Origin of the sequence: Chitinophaga oryzae (assembly GCF_012516375.2) — a bacterium.
Classification (GTDB): Bacteria; Bacteroidota; Bacteroidia; order Chitinophagales; family Chitinophagaceae; genus Chitinophaga; species Chitinophaga oryzae.
Genome location: NZ_CP051204.2, coordinates 3,726,902 through 3,752,472 on the forward strand (window position 1 = coordinate 3,726,902; position 25,571 = coordinate 3,752,472).

A 25,571-nucleotide genomic window follows, 5' to 3' on the forward strand; every position below is an offset into this window, starting at 1 on the left:
TATTGACGCGTACATACCTGGCAGTTATTTTTGAGCTATGATGAAGTACTTACCGACCCTGTTTTTACTCCTGTTAACAACGTACTGTGAAGCCGCTATTGTCAAAGGGCTCGTGACCGACGACAAAAATAATCCGCTACCTTTTGCTACCGTCCTCATAAAAGGCACTACCACCGGCACCACCACCAACGCTGCCGGCCAGTACCAGCTGGAAGTACCTTCCGGCCAGTATACGCTCGTATGCCAGTATATCGGTTACCGTAAGACTGAAAAAGCGATCCAGGTGGACGGCTCCCCGCAGATCATCAATTTTACCCTGCTGCCGGTCAACCTGCAAATTAAAGAAGTAGTAGTAAAAGCAGGAGGAGAAGACCCCGCTTATGCCATCATCCGGCAGGCCATCAAAAAAAGAGCTTTCTACCAGCAACAGGTACAGGAGTACACCTGCATGTCTTATATCAAGGGCACGATCAACATGACGGGCACACCCAACCGGTTCCTGGGTAAAAAGATAGATAAAGAAGACATGGGGGTGGACAGCACCGGCAAAGGGATGGTGTTCCTGTCGGAATCTGTTACAAAGATCTCTTTCCGCGCGCCGGAAAAGCTGAAGCTGGAAGTGATCTCCGACCGTAAAAGCGGGGGAGGATTCGGCATGAGTTTCCCGGCTTTCATCAGCTTCTACGATAACAATGTATCTGCTGTGATCACACAGATGGGACCGAGAGGCTATATCTCCCCGATAGCACAGAATGCATTGTCTTATTATAAATACCGCCTGGAAGGAGAGTTCCGGGAAGACGGCCGTACGGTCAATAAGATACGGGTGATCCCCAGAAGGAAGCAGGAGCCCCTGTTTTCCGGTTATATCTTCATCTCCGACGGGGACTGGCGTATTCACAGCACCGACCTGATACTCACCAGCGAATACCAGCTGGAACTGATGGATTCCCTGCGTATCCGGCAAACGCATGTGCCGGTATCAGGGGAGGTGTGGCGCGTCAAAGACCAGGTGCTGCATATGTCTGTAGATAAATTTGGTTTCGGCATGGTGGGCAACTTTGTGAATGTATATTCCGATTATAACCTGCATCCCAACTTCCCGCCGAAGTATTTCGATAACACCTTCCTGAAGTACGATTCTGCTTTTGATAAAAAGGAAGCGATCTACTGGGACAGCATCCGGCCGGTGCCGCTGGAGGATGCCGAATCCCGCGACTATCATGAGAAAGACAGCACGGCCCGCGCCAACAGGCTGGCTGCTATGAAAGGGAATACCCTCGATTCGCTGCGTAAAAAGCAGAAGCCGGTCAAGGTGATGGATGTACTGTGGAACGGCGTGAATCGTAAAATGTATTTCCGCCGCGACAGCGCCATTGAATCACACGGTTTCCATCTGAACGGCCTGGCGAAATCCCTGAAATACAATACAGTGGAAGGCCTGGTGCTGGCACTGGAGCCGCAGGTGAACTTCAATACCGGGAAAGAACAACAACTGAAAATTTCTCCGTATGTGCGTTACGGTTTGAGCAATACTCACCTGAACGCTTATACGTTTTTGACCTATAGTTCGGAAAGCCGTATCCGTACCCGTTATGGGCGCAACGACTGGACATTGGGCGGCGGTAAGCGGGTCAGCCAGTTTAACCAGGATAACCCGATCAACAATCTCGCGAATGAATTTTATACGCTGTTGCTGAAAGAGAATCACATGAAGCTGTATGAAAACTGGTTCGCGCAGTTACGCTATAGCCGTACTTTTCAGACGAACGACCGCTTAACTGTCGGCGCCCGTTATGAAAGCCGGATACCGCTGGAGAACACCACTGATTTTGTGATCTTTAAGAGCGGTAAGCAGTTTTCTCCCAACCACCCCGAAGACCTGGCGCAGATACCGTTTGAGCGGCATCGGGCTTTTATCGTAGACATGAGTTTCCGTTATCAGCCGGGGCAGCAGTTTGTGGAGCTGCCGGACCGTAAAATGCCGCTGGGTTCCAGGTACCCGACGTTTGAAGTGGCCTATAGCAAAGGGATTCCGGATGTGGGCAACAGTGTGGTGGACTTCGACAAGTGGAAGCTGTCCGTATTTGATAATATGAACTTTAAATTATTCGGCGAGTTCCGCTACCGCCTAACTGCCGGTGGTTTCTTAAACGACCGTAATGTGCAGATACCGGATTTCCAGCATTTCAATGGTAACCAGACTTTCTATAACACCAAATACCTGAACAGTTTCCAGCTGGCGCCTTATTACCGCTACAGCACTACAGCGCCGTTTTTCATTACGGCCAATGTGGAGCATCATTTCAACGGGTTGCTGACGAACAAGATACCGCTGCTCAACCGGCTGAAGTGGAACCTGGTAGCTGGTTCCAACGCGTTCTATGTGAATGATAAAAACAACTATGTGGAAGCATTCCTCGGGTTGGAGAATATTCTGAAAGTAGTCAGGGTAGACGTGGTGGCAGGTTATCAGAGCCAGGATGATACGCGCATCGGCGTGAGAGTGGGGCTGGGGGGAATATTCGGTAATTTAATTAAGCTGGATTAGCAGGGGCGCCGACAACATATTTGGTTATTTGGACCGGCTTTTATTGGGGAGAACAAATAACCTTGTATCCAAATAACCAAATTTCCGATGTCTTCTTCATGGCTTATCTTTTTTTGCTTCTCATTTCTTTGCGTTCATCGAAGAAGTAAGCCAACAGTCTGTAGACCCAGATGCCAACGATAGCGTACAAAAAGTAAGTAAGGTAAATACTCATAACATAACATTTTCGGGTTAATCAATTTTTTGTCAGAACGATATTTTCAAAAAGGGTGCCAACTCGGGGTTCGTAACTTGGAAACAAAGATATATACAATAAATATCAAATAGTTATAAATCCATAAATAACTTTTTCACACTTTGTGAACATTTGACAGTAGCCATCTGTTGTAAAATTGATACTCAACCAGATACACTTTTTGTGGAATTTATCACACTGAAGTGGGATTTTAACCATTACTGACTGAAAACCGATATTATGAGAAAAATTGCCTGGATAGCGCTGGGGGCGGGCATTTTGCTGGCTGCTGCCGCTTACATCACGGAGACCAATGACCTGCCGGGAGCAGCGGAGCTGCGAACGGTCGGCTTTATTGGTTACATGCTGATTATCAGTGCCGTAGCCTGGTTTTTACTGCGTCGCCTGTACGAGTGGGACAAAAAGGCGGAGGCGCCCCGGGCTTAAAAAATACAGAACGCCGGATAGATATCCGGCGTTTTCCGTTCTGATATTTATAAGGATTATGAAAAATCCCTGTTTAGACAAACGAGGGACAGCTTACTGCGAAAAAAACTGATCTCATTGTTCGAGGTAAGGCCGAATGCTGGTCATGACCGCCTCTCCGTTGATCCCTGCCTTGGAAAGAAACGAATTGGCGCCCGCTTTAAAGGCCGCCTGCCGCTCTCCGTCCTGAAACCTGTTGGACACCACCACAATCGGAATATGCGGGTCCTGGCGCCGTATAGCCGCAATCATCTCCAGTCCGGACATATGTGGCATCACCAGGTTGGTGAGCACGATGTCGGGCTGCACCCTTTCCAGGTACGCCAGGGCTGTTTGAGCATCTTCAAAAGTCTGTATGATGAAGCAGGTAGCTGTTATCTGCGGGGTTATCCAATTCAGAAAAAAGGGATCGTCATCCACCCAGAGAATGTTATAGGGTTTACGCTGCCAGGTCATCATGGGATATCGATTTGGGTTAAGATACGCGCGGGAAACAAAATGCGCGGAACTCTTACAGTGCTGCTCTAACCGCCAAGCCGAACACAGCAAAGAAGAGCCCGCGCACAGACGTCGCGGGCCTCACCTTCTATACCTGTGTTCTGGTGTTTGGCGGTTAGAACAGGCTAAAAAGCGATGCCTCGTAATATTTTTTTGGGGAGGCAAAGATAGCCGAATATAATATTTTTTTCAATTGACTTGATATATCAAGTCAATAATTTTATGCCTTTTTTCCAATTTGTGCGAATGAATGGTGTCCGCAACGAAGAACTGTCCAAAAGATTTGGCGAAAGATTCCGGGAACTACGCGAGGCGACAGGCCTCAGCACACGGGAATTTGCTGATACCGCCGGCATTGCCTATTCCCAGGTATGGACCATAGAGTCGGGGAAAGGCAATCCAACTTTGAGTACCATGGAAGCCATCGCCAAAGCGCTCGGTACCGATATTTCCAAACTACTGTTAGGTTTATAGACAGGGTATTTCACTGATGTGTGATGCCCGCCTGTTGTTTTCTCTCCCTTTCCGCGCGGTTTTCCGCCGGATTTGCCTATCTTTGCGCTGCCTGACAAAAAACAGGCTTCATTGACCTACTTTTAAGACGAATCGATCAACCACCTGGAAGGACCAGGGTATTGATTGAAATTTTGTTCACAAGGCAAGTGTCCGTAAAATTTCAAACAAATGGTATTACACAACAGAGTCTCTGCCGCCGAGCTCAGGAAGCGGCTGGAGCTGGAAACATTTAAGCGCGTTACTATTTCCTTTTACCAGTACGCGAAAATCGAAGACCCGCAGGCTTTCCGCGATCAACTCTACGAGTCCCTCTTCAAACTGGACGTTTTCGGACGTATCTACGTAGCCCATGAAGGTATCAACGCACAGATCAGCGTGCCGGAACATCATTTTGAAGCTTTCCGCAGCACCCTCTATGCCATTAGCTTCCTGAACGGCATCCGCCTGAACGTGGCCGTAGACGACGACGGCAAATCTTTCTTCGTGCTGAAGATCAAAGTGCGGGAAAAAATCGTGGCCGACGGTATCGACGATCCCACCTTTGACATGGCCAACCGTGGCAAATACGTGGACGCCAAAGGATTTAATGAACTGACCAACGATCCTGAAACGGTGATCGTGGACATGCGCAACCACTATGAATATGAAGTCGGACACTTCGAAGGCGCCATCGAAGTGCCTTCGGATACTTTCCGCGATCAGCTGCCCATGGCAGTAGACATGCTGAAAGACCAGAAAGACAAAAACATCATCATGTACTGCACCGGCGGAATCCGCTGTGAGAAAGCATCTGCTTACATGTTGCACCACGGGTTCAAAAATGTTTTCCACCTCGAAGGCGGCATTATCGAATACACCAATAAAGCCCGGGAGCAAAACCTTCCCATCAAGTTCAAAGGCAAAAACTTCGTGTTCGACGAGCGGCTGGGAGAAAGAATAAGTGAGGATATTATTAGCCAGTGTCATCAATGTGGGGAACCCTGTGATACCCATACCAACTGTTTAAATGACGGCTGTCACCTTTTGTTCATCCAGTGCGAATCCTGCGCCCAAAAATACAACGGCTGCTGCAGCGAAGCCTGTAAAGAGGTGCATGCGCTGCCGGAAGAAGAAAAAGCAGCCCTGCGCAAAGGAGTGGACAAAGGACTCATGTTCAACAAATCCCGCAGGAAAAGAATAAAATAAAAAAACCGCCCCGCGTGGTTTCTTCTCGGCAGGGCGGAGTAGATATAATTATAAAATCAGTGCAGGCCGGACCGTCGTCCGGCCTTTCCTTTTTCATAACCATTCTATCAACCTATATGCGAACTAAAAATTGATCTTCTCCCGGCATCCGCCGGAAAGCGATATCATAAGTTTACATGTCAGCAGTTCTGTTTCGGTATGCCCGGTAAAATATGATCGGGAATACCAGTAATGTCAGCACGGTTGCGGTGGTCAAGCCGCCAATTACGACAATCGCCAGCGGCTTCTGCGTCTCTGAGCCAATACCGTGTGAAAGCGCCGCGGGTACAAGACCTATCGCCGCCATCAGCGCGGTCATGACCACCGGCCGGATACGGCTCTGTACTCCCAGCCTGATTGCCTCATTCAGATGAAGTTTTGCCTGCAGGTTTTTATGAAATACTGAAATCAGTATCACCCCATTCTGTATACAAATACCAAACAGGGCAATGAAACCCACACCGGCAGAAATACCGAAGTTCATACCTGTAACGTGCAAAGCGAGAATACCCCCTATTAGTGCAAAAGGAACATTCATTAAAACCAGACCTGCATCCTTCACATTGCCCAGCATTATGAACAACACGAGGAAAATAGCGACGAGGCTGATGGGCACCACCTGTCCCAGCCGTTGCGTAGCACGTACCTGGTTCTCGAACTCGCCGGTCCAGCCTACACTATAGCCCTTGGGCAGTTTGATGGTTTTATTTACTTTCTGCTGCGCTTCGCTGATGGTGGAACCCAGGTCGCGGTCACGCACGGAAAATTTCACGCCAATGAAACGTTTGTTGAGATCGCGGTAAATAAACGCAGGACCGGTGATAGTGGTGATCTCCGCAATTTCCTTCAGCGGCACTTTGTTGTTGTTGATGGTAGGCACCATCAGGTTGGCCAGGTCTTCCTCATTTTTACGGTAGTTGGCGTCGTAACGGATACGGATGTCGAACTTTTTCTCGCCTTCATACAACTGCGTAGCGGTCTTACCGCCAATGGCCATTTCTATCACCGCCTGTGCATCGCCGGTAGAGACGCCGTATTGCGCCATTTTGTTATCATCGAGGTTGATGCTCATTTCAGGCTGACCGATATTGCGGATCACACCAAGGTCTTTGATGCCCTGCACCGTCTTCAGCTGGGTGATCACTTTCTGTGACAACGATTCCAGTTCGGCCAGATCGGAGCCATATATCTTTACGCCATTGGCGGCTTTAAAGCCGGCTACGGCTTCTGATACGTTATCGCTGATAGGCTGGGAAAAGTTGAGAATAATGCCCGGATATTTTTTCAGCCGGCCTTCCATCTGCGATATCAGTTCGTCCTGTGTGATCCCGCGTTTCCATTCATCTTTAGGCAGCAGGTCTACCTGGTATTGTATAAAATAAAATCCGTTGGGGTCTGTACCGTCATTGGAGCGGCCTACCTGCGACAATACCCGTTTCACTTCGGGAAAGCCGCCAAGGTCTTCCCGGATGCTGTGCGCCATACGGGTGCTTTCTGTGAGCGACATACTCATGGGCAGCTCGGTGGTTACCCAGAGCGAACCTTCGTTGAGCTGCGGCAGGAACTCCGTACCCAGGAACTTGGCTGACAGGAAAGTCAGTGCCATAAAGGCGAAAGCGCAGATAAGACTCAGGCGTTTATTACGGTAGGTCCAGTTAAATCCGCGGGTCACGATGCGGTCGAAGAAGTTGACCACAAAGTTGTTTTTCTCCTTTACGTTTTTGTTGAGCAGGATGGAACAGAGCACCGGCACCAGCGTGAGGGTGAACAACAGTGCGCCCATCAGTGCGAAGCCCAGTGTCCATGCAAGGGGTGAGAACATTTTCCCTTCTACCTTCTGGAAGGAGAAGATAGGTATCAGCGAGATAATGATGATCAGTTTGGAAAAGAAGATGGCTTTGGCCAGGTCGCCGCCGGTTTGTTTGATCCATCCCAGCTTGGCCATCTTGTTGAACCGCTCCATGCCGTACTTATGCGCTTTGTGGTCCAGCATTACAAAGATGCCTTCCACCATCACCACGGCGCCGTCTATGATAATGCCGAAGTCGATGGCGCCCATGGAGAGCAGGTTGGCGCTCATACCTTTGATACGCAGGCACATAAAGGCAAACAGCAATGCCAGCGGGATGATGATGGACACAATCACCGTGGTGCGCCAGTCGGCCATAAAGATGAACACGATCACGGTCACAAAAATGATCCCTTCCGCGAGGTTGTGCATTACGGTATGGGTGCAGAATGCCATCAGGTTGTCACGGTCGTAGAAGGTCTCCATTTTAATGTCATCGGGCAGCACGGTTTCGTTCAGCTCCTTCAGCTTATCTTTCAGGCGGTGCAGCACTTCGGAAGGGTTCTCGCCCTTACGCATCACCACGATACCTTCCACCAGGTCGTCGGCTTTATCGAGGCCCACCTGCCCCACGCGCGGGGCGGACGACTCATGTACGTTGGCCAGGTCTTTCACCAGCAGAGGTACGCCGTTGATGTTCTGTACGATGATATTCTCAATATCGGAGACGCTGTTGAGCAGACCAATGCCGCGCACCACATAGGCCTGTCCGTTTTTCTCGATGACGTCGCCGCCTACGTTGACGTTGCTTTTGGTGACGACCTGGTACAGTTCCAGCGGTGTAATGTCGTATTTGGCGAGGCGCACGGGGTCGGCGGAGATCTCGTAGATCTTTTCCTGTCCGCCGAAAGCCACTACGTCTGCTACGCCCGGCACGCTGCGGATCTGCCGGTCAATGACCCAGTTCTGCCAGGTGAGCAGGTCGCGGGAGTCGCGTTTGTCGCTTTTGAGATAATAGCGGAAGATTTCCCCGGTAGGGCCGTAGGGTGGCTGTACTTCCGGTTCTGCGCCTTCGGGCAGGTTAATGCCTGCCAGCATATTATTAACCTGCTGTCGCGCAAAGAAATCTTCCACATCATCTTCAAAAATGATTTTTACAACGGAAAGCCCGAACATGGTAACAGAACGGACGCTGGTTTTGCGTTGTACGGCGTTCATCGACACTTCTATCGGCAGGGTCACAAAACGCTCCACTTCCTGGGCGCTGCGGCCGTTCCATTTGGTAACAATGACGATCTGTGTATTGGTAACATCGGGAAACGCTTCGATGGGCGTATGCAGGAAGGAAAAGACGCCTGCCACTATCAGCACCACCACGCCGATAAAAACAAAAAGTTTGTTTTTGAGCGAAAAAGCGACAATATTTTTAATGAATTTATTCATAATTCCTCTTCTTTAGAATAGCCGGACTGCTACTGCGTCTTAGTCTTTCAGCGCGTCGTAAATCAGCAGCTGGTTTTTGGAAATCACTTTTTCGTTGGCCTGCAGACCAGCGTTCAGGTAAGTCTGGTCACCGGAGGTTTTGGCTACTTCCACCTGCCGTACGGCAATGTTGAATTTGTCTTTAAACACCAGCACATAGTTCTTGCTGTTGTCGAAGATGACAGCGGCGGAGGGCACGGCGATTTTTTCTTCCTGGTCGGTATATTTCACATACACGGTGGCAAACATTTCGGGTTTGAGCAACATGTTTTTGTTGTCTATCCTGATACGCACCTGCATGGTTTTGGTAGCAGGGTCGAGGAAATTATAGATCTTGTCTATCTTGCCATGGAAAGGCTGATCGGGGTAGCTCACGGTCACAATCTCTGCTTCATAGCCTTCCTTTATTTTGGCGATATCGGTTTCAAACACGTTGGCCATCACCCATACGTCGTCCAGCTCGGAGATGGTGAAGATATTGGCGCTGTTGTCTGTCCGGATCTCCATGTTGTTGTTGATGTTCTTTTCAATAATATATCCGGAGATAGGGGCGGTAACGAGATAGGTAGCGCCTTTCCCTTTACGGTATATTTTAAAGAGATCGTTGAGGCGGTTGATCTCTGCATCGTTTTTTTGTACTTCTCCTCTTGCGTTCACCACATCTTTTTCGGTGCTCAGGCGGCTGTCGTACAGGTCCTGCGCCACTTTCAGGTTCTTTTCGGCTACGCCGCGGTCGGAGCGGGCCTGTGCCAGCTGCTTTTCGTAGTCGGCGATTTCGGCGCTGTGTATGACGGCGAGCACCTGGCCTTTCTGCACATAGTCGCCCAGCTGAACTTTGATATCTTCCACATAGCCGCTCACCAGCGGATACACTTTCAATACTTTTCCGCCGTTAGGGGCCACTTTACCGGATAGCCGTACTTCGTTCATCACCGGCACCATCTGTGCGGTATCGATGCGGATATTTTTTAACATGGTATCGCTGAGTACAAAGGTGCTTTTCTCGGAATCTTCTGCCTGCGTGTGTTTGCATCCACTCCAGGTAACTGCTGCCAGCAGCAAAAAGCCAACGATCAATATAGGCTGTTTCATGCGCTTAGTGTTTAAATAATTCTTGTCCTGTGGCGTAATTAAGTTCTTCATATGCGTTTACCCGGTTGGATAGAAACTTGTTGATGTTTTTGGCGTTGTCGCTATAGCTGTTGAAATAATCGATGAATTGCAGCAGGGAGATATTGCCCTTGCTGAAGTTTTTAGCGACTTCGGCGATCAGGGTGTCAAACTCGTTCTGGAACTGGTGGAGGTCGAAGCTTTTGTAACGCTTTTCCAGTGCTACGATGCGCTGATAGGCGTTGATCACTTCTGTCTGCGCTACTGACTGTTGTTGCTGCAGTTGCTGCTGACCGGCGCCGATCTGCAATTGCGCTGCGCGGATATTGCCCTGGTTGCGGTTCCACAGCGGCAGGTCTATGCCCAGCGTGAGGCCGACGAAGTTGTCGATGTAGCTGCCTTTTTTATCGTAGGTAGCGCCTACGTGCAGGTCTGGTACGGCCATGGCTTTCTGCAGGCGGTAGTTCAGTTCAGCGGTCTGGTATTGGGTAGCGGCGATGCGTACATCCGGGCGGTTTGTGGTCACGCTGTCCAGCAACGCCGGTAATTCTATGTCATCGAGCCGGTAGGGGGCAAGGTCTGCGGGTGTTACCACGGCTTCGTAGAAATCCTGGCTATGCAGCAGTTGCTGGAGGTTTTTCTGTGCTTCCAGTTCCTCCTGTTTCAGGTCTGCATAATCGTTTTCTATGCCTACCTGCAAGGCCTGCAGGCGTATCAGGTCGGAATGGGCCACGCTGCCTTTTTTGTCGGCAGTGACATAGGCGTCTACGATACGTTGCAGGTTTTCCAGTTGTTCTTTGAGCACTTTACCGGTTTGCCGGCGATAATACAGGGTGTAGAAGTTCTCGCGCAGTTGCAGGCGGAGCGTGCGTACCAACTCATCGAAGGTAGCCTCGTTCATTTTAGTGGCGGTCGCCGCCAGCTGTACATTTTTGTTGCGTTTGCCGGCCAGCTGTACCAGCTGATCGATGGTGTACTGTGTTTCTCCTCCGGAGCCTACTTTAAATGGCTGGAATTTGTCGGTGCTGCCGAAGCCCAGCACCGTGCTGAAGGAGGGATTGTTCCACATTTTAGCCTGGCGCACCAGTGCTTTGGAGGCGTCAATCTGATAACGTTGTGCTAACAGTACATAGTTTCTCACCAGGAAGGAATCTTCAACGGCTTGTAAAGTGACCGTCCGGGTGGGAGTCTGGGCCGCTACAGGTCGGAAAAAGCCCAGGCTGGCAACGCATACTGACAATATCAGTCTCGTCTTGGTTCGCATAATGCCAATTTTCATGACACAAAGCTCCTCAAGTGACATTAAAGGCGGCTTTAAGATGTATTAAAAACGCATTAAAATGAGCGGAGATTAAAACGGTATTAGAAAGAAGAAAGGGTTACAGGTGGGGGAGCAGGACGGTAAAGGTGGTGCCTTCTTCCACCGTAGAGGTAACAGTGATATGACCGTTGTGTATCTGCACGATCTTTTTGCAGATCGATAAACCGAGGCCGTGGCCGCGGGTTTGGTGGGCGTTCTCGCCACGGTAAAAAGGTTCAAAAACTTTATTGATTTCGCCGGAAGGGATCACGGGTCCCTGGTTTTTGATTTGTACCGTAATATATTGGGTAAAGAAATCGATAGACACATGGGCGCTGCTGTCGGGGGAGAATTTGCAGGCGTTGTCGATCAGGTTCAGGAAAAGTACTTTCAGCAGGCTTTCATTGCCGAAACAGGTGACCAGCAGCTCGTTTTCCGGTACTTTGATAAACTGGATGTCTATCTTGCCGGGTGTTTTTTGTTTCAGCCGGATCAGGTTGGCCATGTCCATCAGCAGCTCGTCGATACGTACGTTGTCGAATACGAATTGTTCCTGGTTCAGTTCCGACTGTGCCAGCTGCAGCAGTCCGTTTGACAGGTCGGACAGGTTTTCTGCGTCTTCCAGCACGGAGGTGAGGAGCGCCTGGTATTCTTCTTTGGTGCGTTCCTTGGAGAGGGTGACCTGCAACTGGCTGATAATGGCGGCCAGCGGGGTACGCAGCTCATGGGAGGCGTTGCTGACGAAACTTTTCTGGAGATCGAACGAGTTGCCGAGGCGCTGCAGCATGGTGTTGAAGTTGGCGCCCAGCGTAGCAATTTCGTCTTTGCCTTTTACGGCTACCTGTGTGTCCAGCATGTTGCTGGCGTTAATTTTATCTACCTGCTGCACCAGTTTGTCGATCGGCTGCATCATTTTGCGGGCGAAGAAATAACCCACGCCCACCAGTATCGCCACTGCGGTAATCAGCTCTATCAGCAGTATCTGGCGGAGGTTCTGGAGGTTCTGGAAGCCGTATTTATCGAAGGAGGACACAATGACGATGACTGACACGTCTCCCTCGGTATAGAAGACGCCTACCTGCTCGCCGCTGTTTTTGATGTTGCTGTATAATTTGTTTTGTTTGATATAGTCCAGCAGGCTGCGGTGTGTCCGGATGGTCGTGTCTTTGAGGTTGCTGTAAAGCAGGTCGTATTCGGGATTGTATACGAGGATGGTTTCTTTGTAGAGGTCCTGGAAAGTGGTACGGTCCAGTTTCCGCAGCAGGTCTACTTTTACGTGGCCGTCTTCGATGATCACGTTGGCAATGGAGCGGGCGCGGTATTCCAACCGCTCCATGTATTCGGCGCGCCTGGATTTGGAAGAGAAATAATAGGCCAGCACGGCAAAGGCAATCAGCATCAGCGAGGCTGAGAGGGTGTAATACAGTGCTATTTTATATTTGATCTTCATGCAGGATTACTCTTCGGAGAGGTAATATCCCATGCCGGTTTTGGTATGGAGCAGTTTCTGCTCAAAGTCTTTATCGATTTTTTTACGCAGGAAGTTCATATATACTTCGATGACGTTGGTGCCGGTATCGAAGTCGATGTCCCATACTTTTTCAGCGATGGTGAGTTTGGAGATCACTTTGCCTTTGTGCAGCGCCAGGAAGTCGAGCAGCTGGTATTCTTTGGCGGTGAGGGCTATTTTTTTGCCGCCGCGGGTGACTTCTTTCTTTTCCCGGTCTATTTCCAGGTCGGCGATGGTGATTTTGTACTGTGTGCCGTGCGGGGTCTCGGAGCCGGCCCGTTTAAGGAATACGCGGATACGTGCCAGCAGTTCGCGGAAGTCGAATGGTTTTACCAGGTAATCGTCTGCACCCAGTTCAAAGGCCTGCATTTTATCTTCCACGCCGCCCAGTGCGGTGAGCATGATCACGGGCACGCGGTTGTTTTTGCGGCGGATCACTTCACACAGTTCGTAGCCGTTGTGATGGGGGAGGTTGAGGTCCAGAATGACAAGGTCGTAGTTGTTGCTGGCAGCCAGGCTTTTGCCCATGCGGCCGTCGTAGGCCACGTCTACCTCGAAGCCGTTTTCTTCAAGGCCTTTTTTCACGGCATTGGCTACTTTGACTTCATCTTCTACCACCAGTATTTTCTGCATATAAAACTTTTTAAAATTACGAATTACGAATTACGAATGGAGGGCCTACTTTTTGACAAAGTCATTAAATAACCGCTCAACCAGGAAGCCCTCCATTCGTAATTCGTAATTTGTAATTCGTAATTAGCTAACGAGGTTTGCTTCCAGTTGCATGATTTTCTCGAAGAGCTGTTCGTATTGTTCGTTGGCCCTGTCGATGAATTTCAGTACGTCCTGGTATTCGCTTTCTACCTGTGCAAACTTAGTCCGGTCGTTATAGGTGGCCGGGTCGCCTAAGTTGGCTTCCAGGCTGGCTTTACGTTCTTTCAGGCTGGCCAGCTGTCCTTCTACCTGTGCAAACTGTTTTTGTTGTTTCTGCAGTTCGCGTTGCACGTCTTTATTGATGGCGCCTTTGGTGGCGGTGTTATTGCTGGTGGCGGCTGGCGCCTGTTTGGTTTCTTTTTTGGTTTCGGCGGGCGCGGCTTTTACCGGTGCAGCAGCAGCTTGTGCGGCCATCCGTTTTTTCCATTCTTCGTATTCGGTGTAGGTGCCTTTAAACTCTTTGATTTCGCCGTCCACGATTTCCCAGATCTTGTTGGCCGTCTGGCTCACGAAGTAACGGTCGTGCGATACGAGCACGAAGCTGCCTTCGTATTTATCGAGGGCGTCGATCAGCATCTGCACGGAGTTCATGTCGAGGTGGTTGGTGGGCTCATCGAGCATGAGGAAGTTGGCCTGGCTGATGATGGTTTTGGCCAGTGCCACCCTGGCTTTCTCACCCCCGGAGAGGATACGTATTTTTTTGAATACGTCGTCGCCGGTAAAGAGGAAGCAGCCGAGCAGCTGGCGCAGTTCCAGCTCAGTGCGGCCGGAACCGAAATTTTTCAGTTCGTCGAGGATCTCGCTGTTGAGGTCCAGGGATTCGAGCTGGTGCTGGGCGTAGAAGCTGGTCACCACGTTGTGTCCCGGCACTCTTTCGCCTTCCATGGGTTCCATGCCGAAGATAATACGCAGCAGGGTGGATTTACCCTTACCGTTGGCGCCGATCAGGGCGATTTTATCGCCGCGGTTGATTTCTGCGCTGGTATTTTTCAGGATCTGGTTAGCGCCATAGGCTTTGCTGATGTTGTTCAGCGTACACAGGATTTTGCCTGGTGTTTTATCGATGGAGAAGTTGATCTTGATTTTAGACGGACCGTTGTCTACCTGTTCCACCCGCTCCAGTTTATCCAGCCTTTTGGCGATGCTCTGTGCCTGGGCGGCTTTAGAGGCTTTGGCTTTAAAGCGTTCGATAAACCTTTCCTGCTGGCGGATATAGTCCTGCTGGTTTTCGTAGGCGCGTTGCTGCATTTCGCGGCGCAGTTCTTTCTCCACTTCATAGTCGGCGTAGGAGCCGGCGTAGTGGTGTAGTTGCTGCTGGTATACTTCCACGATTTTGTTGACCATACGGTCCAGGAAGAAACGGTCGTGCGATACGATGATCACAGCGCCGTTGTAGCCAACGAGGTACCGTTCCAGCCATTCGATGGACGGAAGGTCGAGGTGGTTCGTCGGTTCGTCGAGCATGAGTACGTCCGGCTGCTGGAGAATGAGGCGGGCGAGGAGCACGCGCATCCGCCATCCGCCGGAGAATTCGCTATAGGGGCGGTCCAGGTCGGCGGTGGTGAAGCCGAGGCCTTCCAGTACCTGTGCCGTTTTGTGTTTCATGTTGTAGCCGTCCAGCGCTTCGAATTCGTGGAGGGCGTCGCTGAACTGGTGCAACAGCTCTTCTGTCTGGTCGTGTTCCAGTTCTTTGGTGAGCCGGTCGATTTCCTTTTCCAGTTCCAGCGCTTTGCCGAAGGCCATCATCCCTACGGTGAGGATAGACTCGTCCGTCTCAAAGCTGAGCAGGTCCTGGTTGAAGAAGCCGATCGTCAGGTTTTTGCTTTTATTAACGCTTCCTTTGGAAACGGAGTATTCGCCATTGATAATACGCAGCAGGGTGGATTTTCCGGTTCCATTCAATCCGATAAGGCCAACGCGGTCTCCCGGCTCTATATGCCAGGAAGAATCTTCCAGGATAACCCTGGACCCAAACTCAAAAGTAATGTCCTGTAATGCGATTAACATAATTGATCAAAAATTGGATAAAAAACGTGCAAAGGTAACCAGAACTTATGTCATTTTAATGATTCCGATACTTTTGTATTTTCATAATATATTAATAATTATTAAACAAATAATTAAATATTAAAATATACAGATAATCAAATATTTCCAGTCCCCGCTGATTATTATTACTTTTGCGAACGAAGAAAACATCCACCCATGAATTTCAGATTAGGCGTTCCCGTGGGAACATTATGCATAGCGGTTGCCCTGTTTGGCTGTCAGTCATCCTCCACCAGATCCGGTGAAGAAGCGGCGGCGCCGGCAGCGGCGTTACAGGCGCCCTACAGCCAGGTATATTACGATTCCCTGCAAACGGTCATGCAGGCTTACTATCAGCTGTCAGACGCCCTGGTAAAAGCCGACAGCGCAGCGGCCAACGTGGCGGCGGCTTCCCTGAAACTGCACATGGACAGCCTGCCGGTAAGCTCCCTTCAGATGGACAGCAGCCATCTTAATATCATCACCGGCACCACCGGCAGCATCAGCGCTGAACTGGCGGGTTTTGAAGGCGAAAAAGACCTCGAAGGCAAACGGTCGTCTTTCCAGATGGTGTCTGACATGTTATTCGATCTCGTCAAGAATACCGGCCTCAAAGGTAAAACCCTTTATCATCAATATTGCCCGATGGCCTTCGATGACAAAGGCGCTTACTGGCTGAGCGAAAAACCGGAGATCCTGAATCCTTACTTCGGAGATAAAATGTTGCATTGCGGAGAAACAAAAGATACTTTAAGTTACCAGTAAATTGTAAATTACTGTCTATTGCCGGAGCACAATAGACAGTAATATGCAAAGCTTTAGATATGTAGTTACTTTCCTGATGATCCTGACCCTGTGTGTGGCTGCAAAGGCACAGCGTTACACCGTTAGCGGGTATGTACGCGACAGTACCAACGGCGAGTCTCTCCCGGGCGCCACGGTACAGGTGCAGGGCACCGGCACCGGCATCCAGACCAACACCTATGGATTTTATTCCCTCACCCTGTCTCCCGGCACTTACACCATCATTTATTCTTTTGTAGGTTATGAAAGCAAATCGCTGGAATTAAACCTAACAGGTAATACTATACGTTATATGGAACTGTTGCCCCGGTCTTACCAGGCGAAGGAAGTCGTGGTAACGGCCCGGCAGCAGCATGCGCATGTGAAGAGCACAGACATGGGCCGCGTGGAGCTCTCTTCCCAGCAGGTGAAGAAGTTGCCGGCGCTGATGGGGGAGACGGACGTGCTGAAGGCGCTGCAGCTCATGCCTGGCGTACAGGCCGCGGGAGAAGGCAATGCCGGTTTTTATGTGCGGGGCGGCGGTCCCGATCAGAACCTGATCCTGCTGGACGAAGCGCCGGTATACAATACCGGCCACCTGTTCGGCTTCTTTTCCGTTTTTAATGCCGATGCCATTAAAAACACTACTCTTATTAAAGGAGGCATGCCGGCCAATTACGGCGGGCGCCTGTCTTCCGTGGTGGACGTGAATATGAAAGAAGGCAACAACAAAACGTTCCAGGGCGAGGGCGGCATAGGACTGATCGCGTCCCGGCTTTCCCTGCAGGGGCCGCTGAAAAAAGACAAAGCTTCCTTCATCGTTTCAGGGAGGCGCACTTACATCGATCTGCTCTCCAAACCTTTTGTCAACAACTCGGAGTACAAAGGTACCGGCTATTACTTTTATGACCTGAACATGAAGGTGAACTATATCCTGTCTGACAAGGACCGGCTGTACCTCAGTGGTTATCTCGGCAGGGATGTGTTCAGTTTTTCCAGCAACAACCGGAAGTTCCTGGTGAAGATCCCCTGGGGCAACAGTACGGCTACCCTGCGCTGGAACCACGTTTTCAGCAGTAAGCTGTTCGCCAACCTGTCGCTGATTTACAATGACTACAAGTTCCAGTTCAGCGCGCTGCAGAACAGTTTTAACCTCCGCCTGTCTTCCGGTATCAGCGACGCCAACGGGAAACTGGATTTTGATTTTTACCCCAATCCCCGCCATCATATTAAGTTTGGCGGTAATTATATTTACCATGTGTTCACGCCCAGCACCGTCAGCGGGGGGCAGGATTCCACCGTATTTTCTCCTCCGGAAAACGCCTACAAGAAGTATGCGCATGAAGTAGGGGCCTATCTGATGGACGACTGGGAGATATCGCCGCATTTGCAGCTCAATGCGGGCGTGCGTTTCAGCGGTTTTATGCAGATAGGGCCTTATACCCGTTATATCCGCAATGATGCCGGCCAGAAAACCGACAGTGTGCGATATGGCCGCTGGCGGCCGGTGGTGAGCTATGGAGGCTTTGAGCCGCGCCTGATCCTGCGGTACTCCTGGAATAATGATAATGCCATCAAGGCTGCTTTTACGCGTAATTACCAGTTCATTCACCTGGTGTCCAATGCAGGCACCACTTTGCCGACCGATGTGTGGGTGCCCAGCACCTACCGGGTGCAGCCGCAGCAGTCGTGGCAATATTCCGCCGGCTACTTCCGCAATTTTAAAAACAATACCTACGAAGCCTCTGTAGAAGCCTATTATAAGGAGATGTACCACCAGATAGAATACCGCGAAGGATACACGCCCTCGTTGTCTGATCCCGAGCTGGATTTTGTTTTCGGAAAGGGGAAAGCTTACGGGGTGGAAGTGTTTGTGAACAAGAAAAAAGGTGCGCTGACAGGCTGGCTGGGATATACGCTGGCGTGGACGTGGCGGAAGTTTCCCCAGCTGAACAACGGGGAGTGGTACCCGGCAAAGTACGACCGGCGGCACGATTTCGTGGCGGTGGCTACGTATGAATTAAATAAACGGTGGACTTTTTCGGGTGTGTTTATCTATGGCACGGGCAACACCACTACGATGCCTGAACAGTTCTATTTCATGGAAGGCGCGCTGGTACAGGGATATGGTAAGATCAATTCATATCGCATGGCGCCGTACAACCGGCTGGATTTATCTGCTATTTATACACCCAGGCCGAAAAGAGAGAACAAGCGGTTCCAGGGAAGCTGGGCATTCTCGATTTATAACGTGTACAGCAGGAAAAATCCCTATTTCATTTATTTTGACCAGGAGGGAAAGGCGGTGGATGGGTCACTGAAAGTCACGGCCAGGCAGGTGTCGTTGTTTCCGATTATTCCCGCGGTGACGTATAATTTTAGGTTTTAGCGATCATTTAAAGAACTTAAAGTAGGTCCAGATAATACCCAGGATAGTGCCTGTAATGGTCACGTATTGTAACAGCCCTGTATTGCTCATTTTTGAACAAATCTCTTTAAAGTCCGTTTGTATTTGAAGCTGCACTTTGTCCAATTTTGTATGACAGGTGTTAAGGTCTTCTTTGAATTCATCGAGATCTTCTTTAATTTTATCCAGCTTGGTATCTACCGCCACGAGTTTGGTGGAAAGTTGTTGTATATCCGTTTTAAGCAGGTCTTTGCTATAGGCTGCATCCATTTCGGAGAGAAGTTCTTGTGCTTTGGCATCTTCCAGGTGGAGGTCCTTTCTGAAAATATCGTAGATTTTGATATGGTTTGCAGACATAATTCAAGTAGTTTGGTGATAGAATAAAGGGGCCTGGGTTTAATACAGAGTGATACCTGCCGTTGTATTTACATTCCCGTTCGGAGTCATTTTTTGAATGCAGCTACAACAAATCCCAAAGTGATGTTCAAAATTGTCAAAATGCCAACAGCGCCAGCTATAAAGTACCCTATCCTTAGACAAACCGTTCCAATAAGTCCTTTCAGATCATTTCGTATTTCAGTAACCTCTGCCTTTACTTCTTTGAGGCCTGTTTCAACATGTTCTAATTGGGTAGAAATTTTTCCTATTTCAGTTTTTGTAGCGAATTTGTCCGCCTGAGCCTCGCTAATGGCGAAATCCATAGAAGAAACCAACTTTCTGGTTTGTTCTTCACTAAGGTGTAGATCTTTTCTCAAAATGTTATAGATAACGTTATTGGTTGCAATCATAGTGATGTTGTGTTAAATAAGAGAAAAATATGTTCCATTGTTACTGCCTTGCTACGACTGCAAACAGCACTACAAGGCCAGGGATGCCTAAACAAACAACCCAGAAGAGGATACGATCCATTTGGTCTATCCGGCGTTCAAGACGATCGTTATTTTCGCGTATTGTATCGCCATATTGTATTATTTCCTGTAATCGGTCGTTTAGTATGTTGTCCATTGTCAATAACAGTTGGATGGTTGCATTTTCAGTTCATCCCTTAAAATGGAAGAAATACGATGTTCGTCACTGAAAGTGGGCCTGCGTCCCGGTTTTGAAATATACCCCATAATTTATTGATTAATTACTCAAAATGAATGTTTTTGAATTATAAAATCAAAATTACTTTCCCTCGTCTGTCCTCCCAATTTTTTGCACAACAATTTTTAAAAAATCTTCTTTCGGGAGATGAAAAACGGGGAGGGAAAGGTACGTGCCGGGGTTGGTTGGGTATGTGTATGGAGCCATAGTGGCTATCTTTAAAGCATTTTGTCCGTGGGCAGGGCAGGAGCGCCCGTTGATACCACCATTCTCATGGTCCCCTTATCCGCAATAACGATTTTGTCAACTTTCTGATTCCCGGCGGATCAACAACTTTGTAAAGTGGCGTTATTTTCTTATATTTACAGGCTTTGTTGACTTTCCGGACTGATACCCACCGCCGCGTGATCCATTATTTTTAAATTCCCTGGAATTTCGCTGGCGGACTAAGCAAAAAGCTAACAAACTATTTCTTAACTTCGCAAACATTTTATAAAGGAAATATAGCGCATATGAAAAAGTATGACGCTAACAGTAAAACGTATGATAAATATCACTTTTCCGGATGGCGCAGTTCGTCAGTATGAACCAGGAGTAACTGCATTGGACATTGCCAAATCCATCAGCGAAGGATTGGCACGTAAAGTATTGGCTGCAAAAGTTAATGGGCAGGTAGTGGACGCTACACGCCCGGTTACAACGGATGCTACGCTGCAGCTCCTGACGTGGACGGATACAGATGGTAAATCCACCATGTGGCACTCTTCCGCGCACCTGATGGCCGAAGCCCTGGAAGCCCTGTATCCCGGTGTGAAACTGGGTTACGGTCCCGCTATTGAAGCCGGTTTTTATTACGATATAGACCTGGGCGACCGCACCATCTCCGAAGAGGACCTGAAGGCGATTGAGGCGAAGATGGTAGAGCTGTCCAAAAAGAACAGCGAATACATTCGCAAAGACGTGAGCAAAGCCGACGCACTGGCTTATTTCACGGAGAAAGGCGACCCCTACAAAGTGGAAACCATCAATGAGCTGCCTGACGGAAGCATTACCTTCTATACACAGGGCGGTTTTACAGACCTGTGCCGTGGCCCGCACATTCCGAACACCAGCTTCATCAAATCCATTAAGCTGACCAGCATCGCCGGCGCTTACTGGCGGGGTAACGAGAAAAACAAGATGCTTACCCGCATCTATGGTATCACTTTCCCCAACCAGAAAGAGCTGGATGAATACCTGACGCTGATCGAAGAAGCGAAAAAACGCGACCACCGCAAACTGGGCAAGGAACTGGAACTGTTCATGTTCTCTGAAAAAGTAGGACTGGGCCTTCCGATGTGGCTGCCCAAAGGCGCCATGCTGCGCGAACGCCTGCAACGCTTCCTCCAGGAAGCCCAGCTGGCCAGCGGCTACCTGCCGGTAGTAACGCCGCATATCGGTAACAAAAACCTGTACGTGACTTCCGGCCACTACGAAAAATATGGTAAAGACAGCTTCCAGCCGATCCATACGCCGGAAGAAGGAGAGGAATTCATGCTGAAACCGATGAACTGTCCGCACCACTGTGAACTGTACAAAGGCTCTCCCAAGTCGTACAAAGACCTGCCGGTGCGTTTCGCGGAATTCGGTACCGTATACCGCTACGAGCAGCATGGTGAACTGCACGGCCTCACCCGCGTAAGAGGATTTACCCAGGATGACGCCCACCTGTTCTGCCGCCCTGACCAGGTAAAAGAAGAGTTTCAGAAAGTGATCGACCTGGTGATGTATGTGTTTAACAGCCTCAGCTTTACTGAATATACGGCCCAGATCTCTTTGCGCGACAAGGAAGACCGCAGCAAGTATATTGGTACAGAAGAGAACTGGAACCTCGCCGAACAGGCCATCATTGAGTCTGCCGCCGAGAAAGGCCTCAATACCGTGATCGAATACGGTGAAGCCGCCTTCTACGGCCCTAAACTGGACTTCATGGTGAAAGACGCCCTCGGCCGTAAATGGCAGCTGGGCACCATCCAGGTGGACTACAACCTGCCGGAACGTTTTGAGCTGGAGTACATCGGGGCCGACAACCAACGTCACCGCCCGGTAATGATCCACCGTGCGCCGTTTGGCTCCCTGGAACGTTTCATCGCCGTACTGATCGAGCACTGCGCCGGTAAATTCCCGCTGTGGCTGGCACCTACCCAGGTGAAAATCCTGCCAATCAGTGAGAAAACCCAGGCCTATGCAGAAAAAGTGGCAGAATTGCTGAAAAAAGCGGAAATTCGCGCTGAGATCGACGACAGAAGCGAGAAAATCGGTAAGAAAATCCGCGATACGGAACTCGCCAAAGTGCCATATATGCTGGTGCTCGGCGAAAAAGAAGCGGCCGACAATATCGTGGCAGTACGCCGGCAAGCCAAAGGCGACCTCGGAACCATGACCCTGGAACAGTTTACCACGCTGGTCAATGAAGAGGTGGCCAACCGCAGGCCAATCGAGTAAACATACTTAAATGTGGAAAAGAAGTATATAAAACAATGAACATTCCGGAAAACAGGTATGTTAATTGCACGGAATTTTCCCCTTATTTTTGTATAAGTTGTTTTTGGTCCATGTGTGGGATATGGACCATGGACTATGAACAATAATTAATAAATCTTAATTTTTTTAATGCAACAAAAACCCAGACCAAATTTTGGTGGTAATAATCGGGGAAGAAACCCGAATTTCCGCAGGGAACAACAACAAGAACACCGGACCAACAGAATGATCCGTGTCCCTGAGGTAAGACTGGTAGGTGAAAACGTGGAAGTGGGCGTATACCGGACCGAGGAAGCCCTGCGTATGGCTGAAGAGCAAGGCCTCGACCTCGTGGAAATATCCCCTAATGCCGCACCCCCTGTATGCCGTATCATCGACTACAATAAATTCCTTTACGAAAAGAAGAAGAAGGAAAAGGAAATGAAGGCAAAGGCGCACAAAAGCGAGGTGAAAGAAATCCGCTTTACGCCTAACACCGACGATCATGACTTTGACTTCAAAGCGAAACATGCGGAGAACTTCCTGAAAGAAGGTAACAAGGTGAAAACCTACGTACAGTTCAAGGGACGTGCTATCATGTTTAAGGAGCGCGGAGAGCTGATCCTGCTGAAGTTCGCCGAGAGGCTGGCGGAAGTGGGCGGCCTGGAAAGCATGCCTACCATGGAAGGTAAGCGCATGATCGCCATCTTCGCACCGAAAGCTGCCAAGAAAAAAGAAAAGGAACCCAAAGAACCTAAAGAACCAAAAGAGCCGAAAGAACCCCGCGTTGCTGAAAGCAAACCGGAAGACCAGGCTTAATTGGCTCCAGCTTATACAGCGGCACCAGCAGGTATCACATCACCTGCTGTGCCGCTTTTTTGTTCAGCAGATCATACTGCGGCTGAAAGGCAGCCGCCACCGGTAAGTTATGGCTGACAGCGATGGCAGGCATTATACGGGCGTCGTTGTTCTTGTATTACCCGATGCTTTTCATCACCTTTTGGGCCCGCGAGCGGATGCCCGGCGAAGGATCATGCTCCAGCAGGTCTTCCAGCAGGATCCGGATTTCATTTTTAATGTCGGGATAAGCGACGGCCAGGTTGGATAATATGGTCATGGCAAAGGCCTTGATGGCAATCATCTCCCTGGGGTCTTCCAGGTATTGAAAGCAGGCGTTCATCACAGGGCCGTGCAGGTCCGGTGGCAGCGTCATATCCTGTAGCACACGCAGCACATTTCTTTTCACCGCAGAGGGAAGTCCACCGGTTTCCATACGGGCCACCATTTCCGGCAGGTGAGGGGTCATCAGTTCCGGATGCTTCTCGGCCACCAGGCTGATGATCCAGGCGCTGCGCTGCACCACCCGGTATTCATCTTCCAGGAAAAGCTGCATCAGCCGGGCGAAACGTTTGGGGTCGCTGCCTATCCAGCCGACGACGGAAAGGATCTGTTCCTTGTAACTGGCCGCCAGTATTTCTTTTCTTAGTTCCATACTACCGGCAATTTAAACTTAATCTCCCAGTTGACCATATGCGAGCAGGTAACGGAACATACGTTCCCGCATCCTTTCCAGGTCGGCGTGACGCACCGGCGTGTGCGGATCTTTCCCCATATCGTCCCAGATCCTCAGCTGGATGTACTGTTCAAACAGCGGATCGGCGCGGAATATTTTGGCTTCCGCCGCTGTCATGGGGCCGCCCTGGTAACGCAAAGTTTCCTTACTGGCTTCCGAAAGGGTATCGTAATAGGCGCTGTCTGTCCACGTGAGGTATCTTTTGGCGGCTACGTGGCTGGCCACCAGTTGCCCCATCCTGGCCGGAAATCCGCAGGAGGTGAGGTAACGGTAGCCGATGGTGTCGTGGGCCTGGGCGCCGTAGATGTCCATCTGTCCGCGGCCTTCAAAGAAATGGCCGATGTCGTGCAGGAAGGCCGCCAGTATCATTTCATCGTCGAAACCCGTTTGTTCGGCGATGAGGGCGGACTGCATCATGTGCATCAGCATGGTCACCTGTTCACCATAGGCATGATGGCCATATTGCTCATACAAACCGAAAAGTTCGTCTACTACAGCGTTGGCCCGGATTTCTCTACTGTTCATTTTCGTTTATAGGTTTACGTTAGATAGCGTTTATTCAGCCTCTTAATATCGCACAATTTTACCGTGCGGGTGTTACGGGAATATTAATTTTCACGGCCGCTGCAGTGGGAGCAATACGGTAATAACCGTACCTTTGTACTTTCGCACCCATACAATCTGATCTACTTGCTAAGAAGAGAATTACGCGTCATCCTGGTGTCGCTTGCTGTTAGTTTTATCCTCACCGTGGCCAAATTTGTGGCCTACTATCTGACCCATTCCGTGGCGATCCTTTCTGACGCGATGGAGTCTATTATCAACGTGGTGGCGGGCGGCTTTGCAAGTTACAGCATCTACCTGTCGGGCAAGCCGAAAGACGCCAACCACCCTTACGGGCATGGCAAAGTAGAATTTTTCTCCATCGGCTTCGAAGGTGCCATGATCTTTTTCGCCGGTATGCTTATCCTTTTTAAAGCCGTACAGTATTTTATATCACCGAGGGAACTGCATGAAATGAGCAGCGGCTTGTGGCTGCTGGGCTCCACCACGCTGGCCAACCTGCTGCTGGGCCTTTACCTGATCCGCTCCGGCCGTACGCTGGGTTCTATCACGCTGAGCGGCAACGGTCAGCATATCATGACCGACGTATACAGCAGCGTGGGCCTGATCATCGCGCTGGGCGTCATTCATTTTACCGGCTGGAACTGGCTGGACCCGGCCGTTTCCCTGCTCATGGGCATCCTCATCCTTACGAAGGGATATCAGCTCATGCGCCGCTCTATTTCAGGCCTGATGGATGAAACAGACATGCAGGTGGTAGACAAAGTGATAGCGCTGCTTTCCGCCGAGCGCGTGCCCAACTGGATAGACATTCACAACATGCGGGTGCAGCAATACGGTAACAACTATCATATCGATTGCCACATCACCATGCCTTATTACCTGTCGCTCACAGAAGCGCACGATGAAATGAAAAGGGTGGAAGTGCTGGTCAATAAAGGGTTTGAGGGGAGCGAAGTAGAATTTTTTATTCATATGGACCCGTGCATCCCTTCCTGTTGCCACTACTGCCTGAAAGATGCCTGCCCGGTGAGAAAAGAGGCTCTCACGGGGGAGATCATGTGGACGAGGGAGAATGTGTTGCCGAACAGAAAGCACGGATAGCGCTCGCAGGCTCGCGGGTTCACGCAAAGCAGCAAAGCAGCAAAGCACGCAAAGATTTTTTGAGTTTTAATAAGAAAGCAAAGGAGCGAAGATCAGATTTTGATCTTCG

At 49.8% G+C, this 25,571-nt stretch carries 20 protein-coding genes; 9 read left to right on the plus strand and 11 right to left on the minus strand.

The genetic code is table 11. The annotated features are described in order from the left end of the window. The first annotated feature begins 37 nt into the window (after positions 1-37). Positions 38-2,551, plus strand: coding sequence for a DUF5686 and carboxypeptidase regulatory-like domain-containing protein (locus HF324_RS15520; RefSeq protein WP_168860216.1), 2,514 nt, complete (start codon positions 38-40; stop codon positions 2,549-2,551). Positions 2,552-3,026: 475 nt separating this feature from the next. Next, positions 3,027-3,233: a hypothetical protein gene (locus HF324_RS15525; protein WP_168803350.1), complete on the plus strand. Its 207-nt coding sequence runs from the start codon at positions 3,027-3,029 to the stop codon at positions 3,231-3,233. A gap of 114 nt (positions 3,234-3,347) precedes the next feature. Here HF324_RS15525 and HF324_RS15530 read toward each other — a convergent pair whose 3' ends face one another. After that, a complete protein-coding gene (locus HF324_RS15530; RefSeq protein WP_168803351.1) occupies positions 3,348-3,731 on the minus strand; it encodes a response regulator in 384 nt (127 codons plus the stop codon). A gap of 261 nt (positions 3,732-3,992) precedes the next feature. Here HF324_RS15530 and HF324_RS15535 point away from each other — a divergent pair, with 261 nt between their 5' ends. Together HF324_RS15535 and trhO are read left to right on the plus strand one after the other, a co-directional pair. Then, positions 3,993-4,244, plus strand: coding sequence for a helix-turn-helix domain-containing protein (locus tag HF324_RS15535; RefSeq protein ID WP_168803352.1), 252 nt, complete (start codon positions 3,993-3,995; stop codon positions 4,242-4,244). A 210-nt stretch (positions 4,245-4,454) separates the two neighbouring features. After that, positions 4,455-5,471: an oxygen-dependent tRNA uridine(34) hydroxylase TrhO gene (gene trhO / locus HF324_RS15540; RefSeq protein ID WP_168803353.1), complete on the plus strand. Its 1,017-nt coding sequence runs from the start codon at positions 4,455-4,457 to the stop codon at positions 5,469-5,471. Between the two features lie 172 nt (positions 5,472-5,643). On the opposite strand, the gene HF324_RS15545 is transcribed toward trhO, so the two are convergent. From HF324_RS15545 to HF324_RS15570, 6 genes are all read right to left on the minus strand, one after another. Further along, positions 5,644-8,742 carry an efflux RND transporter permease subunit gene (locus tag HF324_RS15545; RefSeq protein ID WP_168803354.1) on the minus strand — a complete coding sequence of 1,033 codons (3,099 nt, stop codon included), beginning with the start codon at positions 8,740-8,742 and terminating at the stop codon, positions 5,644-5,646. A 39-nt stretch (positions 8,743-8,781) separates the two neighbouring features. Then, on the minus strand, positions 8,782-9,873 hold the full coding sequence (locus HF324_RS15550; protein ID WP_168860217.1) for an efflux RND transporter periplasmic adaptor subunit: 1,092 nt from the start codon (positions 9,871-9,873) through the stop codon (positions 8,782-8,784). Between the two features lie 4 nt (positions 9,874-9,877). Then, the gene (locus HF324_RS15555; RefSeq protein ID WP_168860218.1) at positions 9,878-11,155 is read right to left on the minus strand and encodes a TolC family protein; all 1,278 of its coding nucleotides are present in this window, start codon (positions 11,153-11,155) and stop codon (positions 9,878-9,880) included. A gap of 115 nt (positions 11,156-11,270) precedes the next feature. Then, positions 11,271-12,641 (minus strand): sensor histidine kinase, encoded by a 1,371-nt coding sequence (locus HF324_RS15560; RefSeq protein ID WP_168803357.1) that lies wholly within the window; start codon positions 12,639-12,641, stop codon positions 11,271-11,273. A gap of 6 nt (positions 12,642-12,647) precedes the next feature. Continuing rightward, a complete protein-coding gene (locus tag HF324_RS15565) occupies positions 12,648-13,334 on the minus strand; it encodes a response regulator transcription factor (RefSeq protein ID WP_168803358.1) in 687 nt (228 codons plus the stop codon). Positions 13,335-13,457: 123 nt separating this feature from the next. Next, on the minus strand, positions 13,458-15,422 hold the full coding sequence (locus HF324_RS15570) for an ABC-F family ATP-binding cassette domain-containing protein (RefSeq protein ID WP_168803359.1): 1,965 nt from the start codon (positions 15,420-15,422) through the stop codon (positions 13,458-13,460). Between the two features lie 198 nt (positions 15,423-15,620). Between HF324_RS15570 and HF324_RS15575 the strand changes: the two genes are divergently transcribed. Both HF324_RS15575 and HF324_RS15580 read left to right on the plus strand, forming a co-directional pair. Further along, positions 15,621-16,208: a DUF3347 domain-containing protein gene (locus tag HF324_RS15575; protein WP_168860219.1), complete on the plus strand. Its 588-nt coding sequence runs from the start codon at positions 15,621-15,623 to the stop codon at positions 16,206-16,208. Between the two features lie 43 nt (positions 16,209-16,251). Further along, positions 16,252-18,615 (plus strand): TonB-dependent receptor, encoded by a 2,364-nt coding sequence (locus HF324_RS15580; RefSeq protein ID WP_258539536.1) that lies wholly within the window; start codon positions 16,252-16,254, stop codon positions 18,613-18,615. A 3-nt stretch (positions 18,616-18,618) separates the two neighbouring features. Here the strand turns inward: HF324_RS15580 and HF324_RS15585 are convergent, their stop codons facing one another. Continuing rightward, complete coding sequence (locus tag HF324_RS15585; protein ID WP_168803361.1) at positions 18,619-18,990, minus strand: hypothetical protein; 372 nt, start codon at positions 18,988-18,990, stop codon at positions 18,619-18,621. A gap of 86 nt (positions 18,991-19,076) precedes the next feature. Further along, positions 19,077-19,421: a hypothetical protein gene (locus HF324_RS15590; protein ID WP_168803362.1), complete on the minus strand. Its 345-nt coding sequence runs from the start codon at positions 19,419-19,421 to the stop codon at positions 19,077-19,079. Between the two features lie 841 nt (positions 19,422-20,262). Between HF324_RS15590 and thrS the strand changes: the two genes are divergently transcribed. Beyond that, complete coding sequence (gene thrS / locus HF324_RS15595) at positions 20,263-22,203, plus strand: threonine--tRNA ligase (protein ID WP_168860220.1); 1,941 nt, start codon at positions 20,263-20,265, stop codon at positions 22,201-22,203. A gap of 264 nt (positions 22,204-22,467) precedes the next feature. Then, the gene (gene infC / locus HF324_RS15600) at positions 22,468-23,040 is read left to right on the plus strand and encodes a translation initiation factor IF-3 (RefSeq protein ID WP_235021686.1); all 573 of its coding nucleotides are present in this window, start codon (positions 22,468-22,470) and stop codon (positions 23,038-23,040) included. A gap of 157 nt (positions 23,041-23,197) precedes the next feature. On the opposite strand, the gene HF324_RS15605 is transcribed toward infC, so the two are convergent. Further along, complete coding sequence (locus tag HF324_RS15605; protein ID WP_168860221.1) at positions 23,198-23,713, minus strand: HEAT-like fold family protein; 516 nt, start codon at positions 23,711-23,713, stop codon at positions 23,198-23,200. Positions 23,714-23,731: 18 nt separating this feature from the next. Next, entirely contained in the window at positions 23,732-24,319 is a 588-nt protein-coding gene (locus HF324_RS15610; protein WP_168803365.1) for an HD domain-containing protein, read from the minus strand. A 165-nt stretch (positions 24,320-24,484) separates the two neighbouring features. On the opposite strand from HF324_RS15610, the gene HF324_RS15615 reads away from it, so the two are divergent. After that, positions 24,485-25,462, plus strand: a complete 978-nt coding sequence (locus HF324_RS15615) for a cation diffusion facilitator family transporter (protein ID WP_168860222.1) — start codon at positions 24,485-24,487, stop codon at positions 25,460-25,462. Positions 25,463-25,571 lie beyond the last annotated feature (109 nt).

What these genes read in the sequence shown, in the direction of transcription:
- HF324_RS15520 (WP_168860216.1), top strand. Translation starts at nt 38, where the DNA reads ATGATGAAGTACTTACCGACCCTGTTTTTACTCCTGTTAACAACGTAC.
- HF324_RS15525 (WP_168803350.1), top strand. Translation starts at nt 3,027, where the DNA reads ATGAGAAAAATTGCCTGGATAGCGCTGGGGGCGGGCATTTTGCTGGCT.
- HF324_RS15530 (WP_168803351.1), bottom strand. Translation starts at nt 3,731, where the DNA reads ATGATGACCTGGCAGCGTAAACCCTATAACATTCTCTGGGTGGATGAC.
- HF324_RS15535 (WP_168803352.1), top strand. Translation starts at nt 3,993, where the DNA reads ATGCCTTTTTTCCAATTTGTGCGAATGAATGGTGTCCGCAACGAAGAA.
- trhO (WP_168803353.1), top strand. Translation starts at nt 4,455, where the DNA reads ATGGTATTACACAACAGAGTCTCTGCCGCCGAGCTCAGGAAGCGGCTG.
- HF324_RS15545 (WP_168803354.1), bottom strand. Translation starts at nt 8,742, where the DNA reads ATGAATAAATTCATTAAAAATATTGTCGCTTTTTCGCTCAAAAACAAA.
- HF324_RS15550 (WP_168860217.1), bottom strand. Translation starts at nt 9,873, where the DNA reads ATGAAACAGCCTATATTGATCGTTGGCTTTTTGCTGCTGGCAGCAGTT.
- HF324_RS15555 (WP_168860218.1), bottom strand. Translation starts at nt 11,155, where the DNA reads ATGCGAACCAAGACGAGACTGATATTGTCAGTATGCGTTGCCAGCCTG.
- HF324_RS15560 (WP_168803357.1), bottom strand. Translation starts at nt 12,641, where the DNA reads ATGAAGATCAAATATAAAATAGCACTGTATTACACCCTCTCAGCCTCG.
- HF324_RS15565 (WP_168803358.1), bottom strand. Translation starts at nt 13,334, where the DNA reads ATGCAGAAAATACTGGTGGTAGAAGATGAAGTCAAAGTAGCCAATGCC.
- HF324_RS15570 (WP_168803359.1), bottom strand. Translation starts at nt 15,422, where the DNA reads ATGTTAATCGCATTACAGGACATTACTTTTGAGTTTGGGTCCAGGGTT.
- HF324_RS15575 (WP_168860219.1), top strand. Translation starts at nt 15,621, where the DNA reads ATGAATTTCAGATTAGGCGTTCCCGTGGGAACATTATGCATAGCGGTT.
- HF324_RS15580 (WP_258539536.1), top strand. Translation starts at nt 16,252, where the DNA reads ATGCAAAGCTTTAGATATGTAGTTACTTTCCTGATGATCCTGACCCTG.
- HF324_RS15585 (WP_168803361.1), bottom strand. Translation starts at nt 18,990, where the DNA reads ATGTCTGCAAACCATATCAAAATCTACGATATTTTCAGAAAGGACCTC.
- HF324_RS15590 (WP_168803362.1), bottom strand. Translation starts at nt 19,421, where the DNA reads ATGATTGCAACCAATAACGTTATCTATAACATTTTGAGAAAAGATCTA.
- thrS (WP_168860220.1), top strand. Translation starts at nt 20,263, where the DNA reads ATGATAAATATCACTTTTCCGGATGGCGCAGTTCGTCAGTATGAACCA.
- infC (WP_235021686.1), top strand. Translation starts at nt 22,468, where the DNA reads ATGATCCGTGTCCCTGAGGTAAGACTGGTAGGTGAAAACGTGGAAGTG.
- HF324_RS15605 (WP_168860221.1), bottom strand. Translation starts at nt 23,713, where the DNA reads ATGGAACTAAGAAAAGAAATACTGGCGGCCAGTTACAAGGAACAGATC.
- HF324_RS15610 (WP_168803365.1), bottom strand. Translation starts at nt 24,319, where the DNA reads ATGAACAGTAGAGAAATCCGGGCCAACGCTGTAGTAGACGAACTTTTC.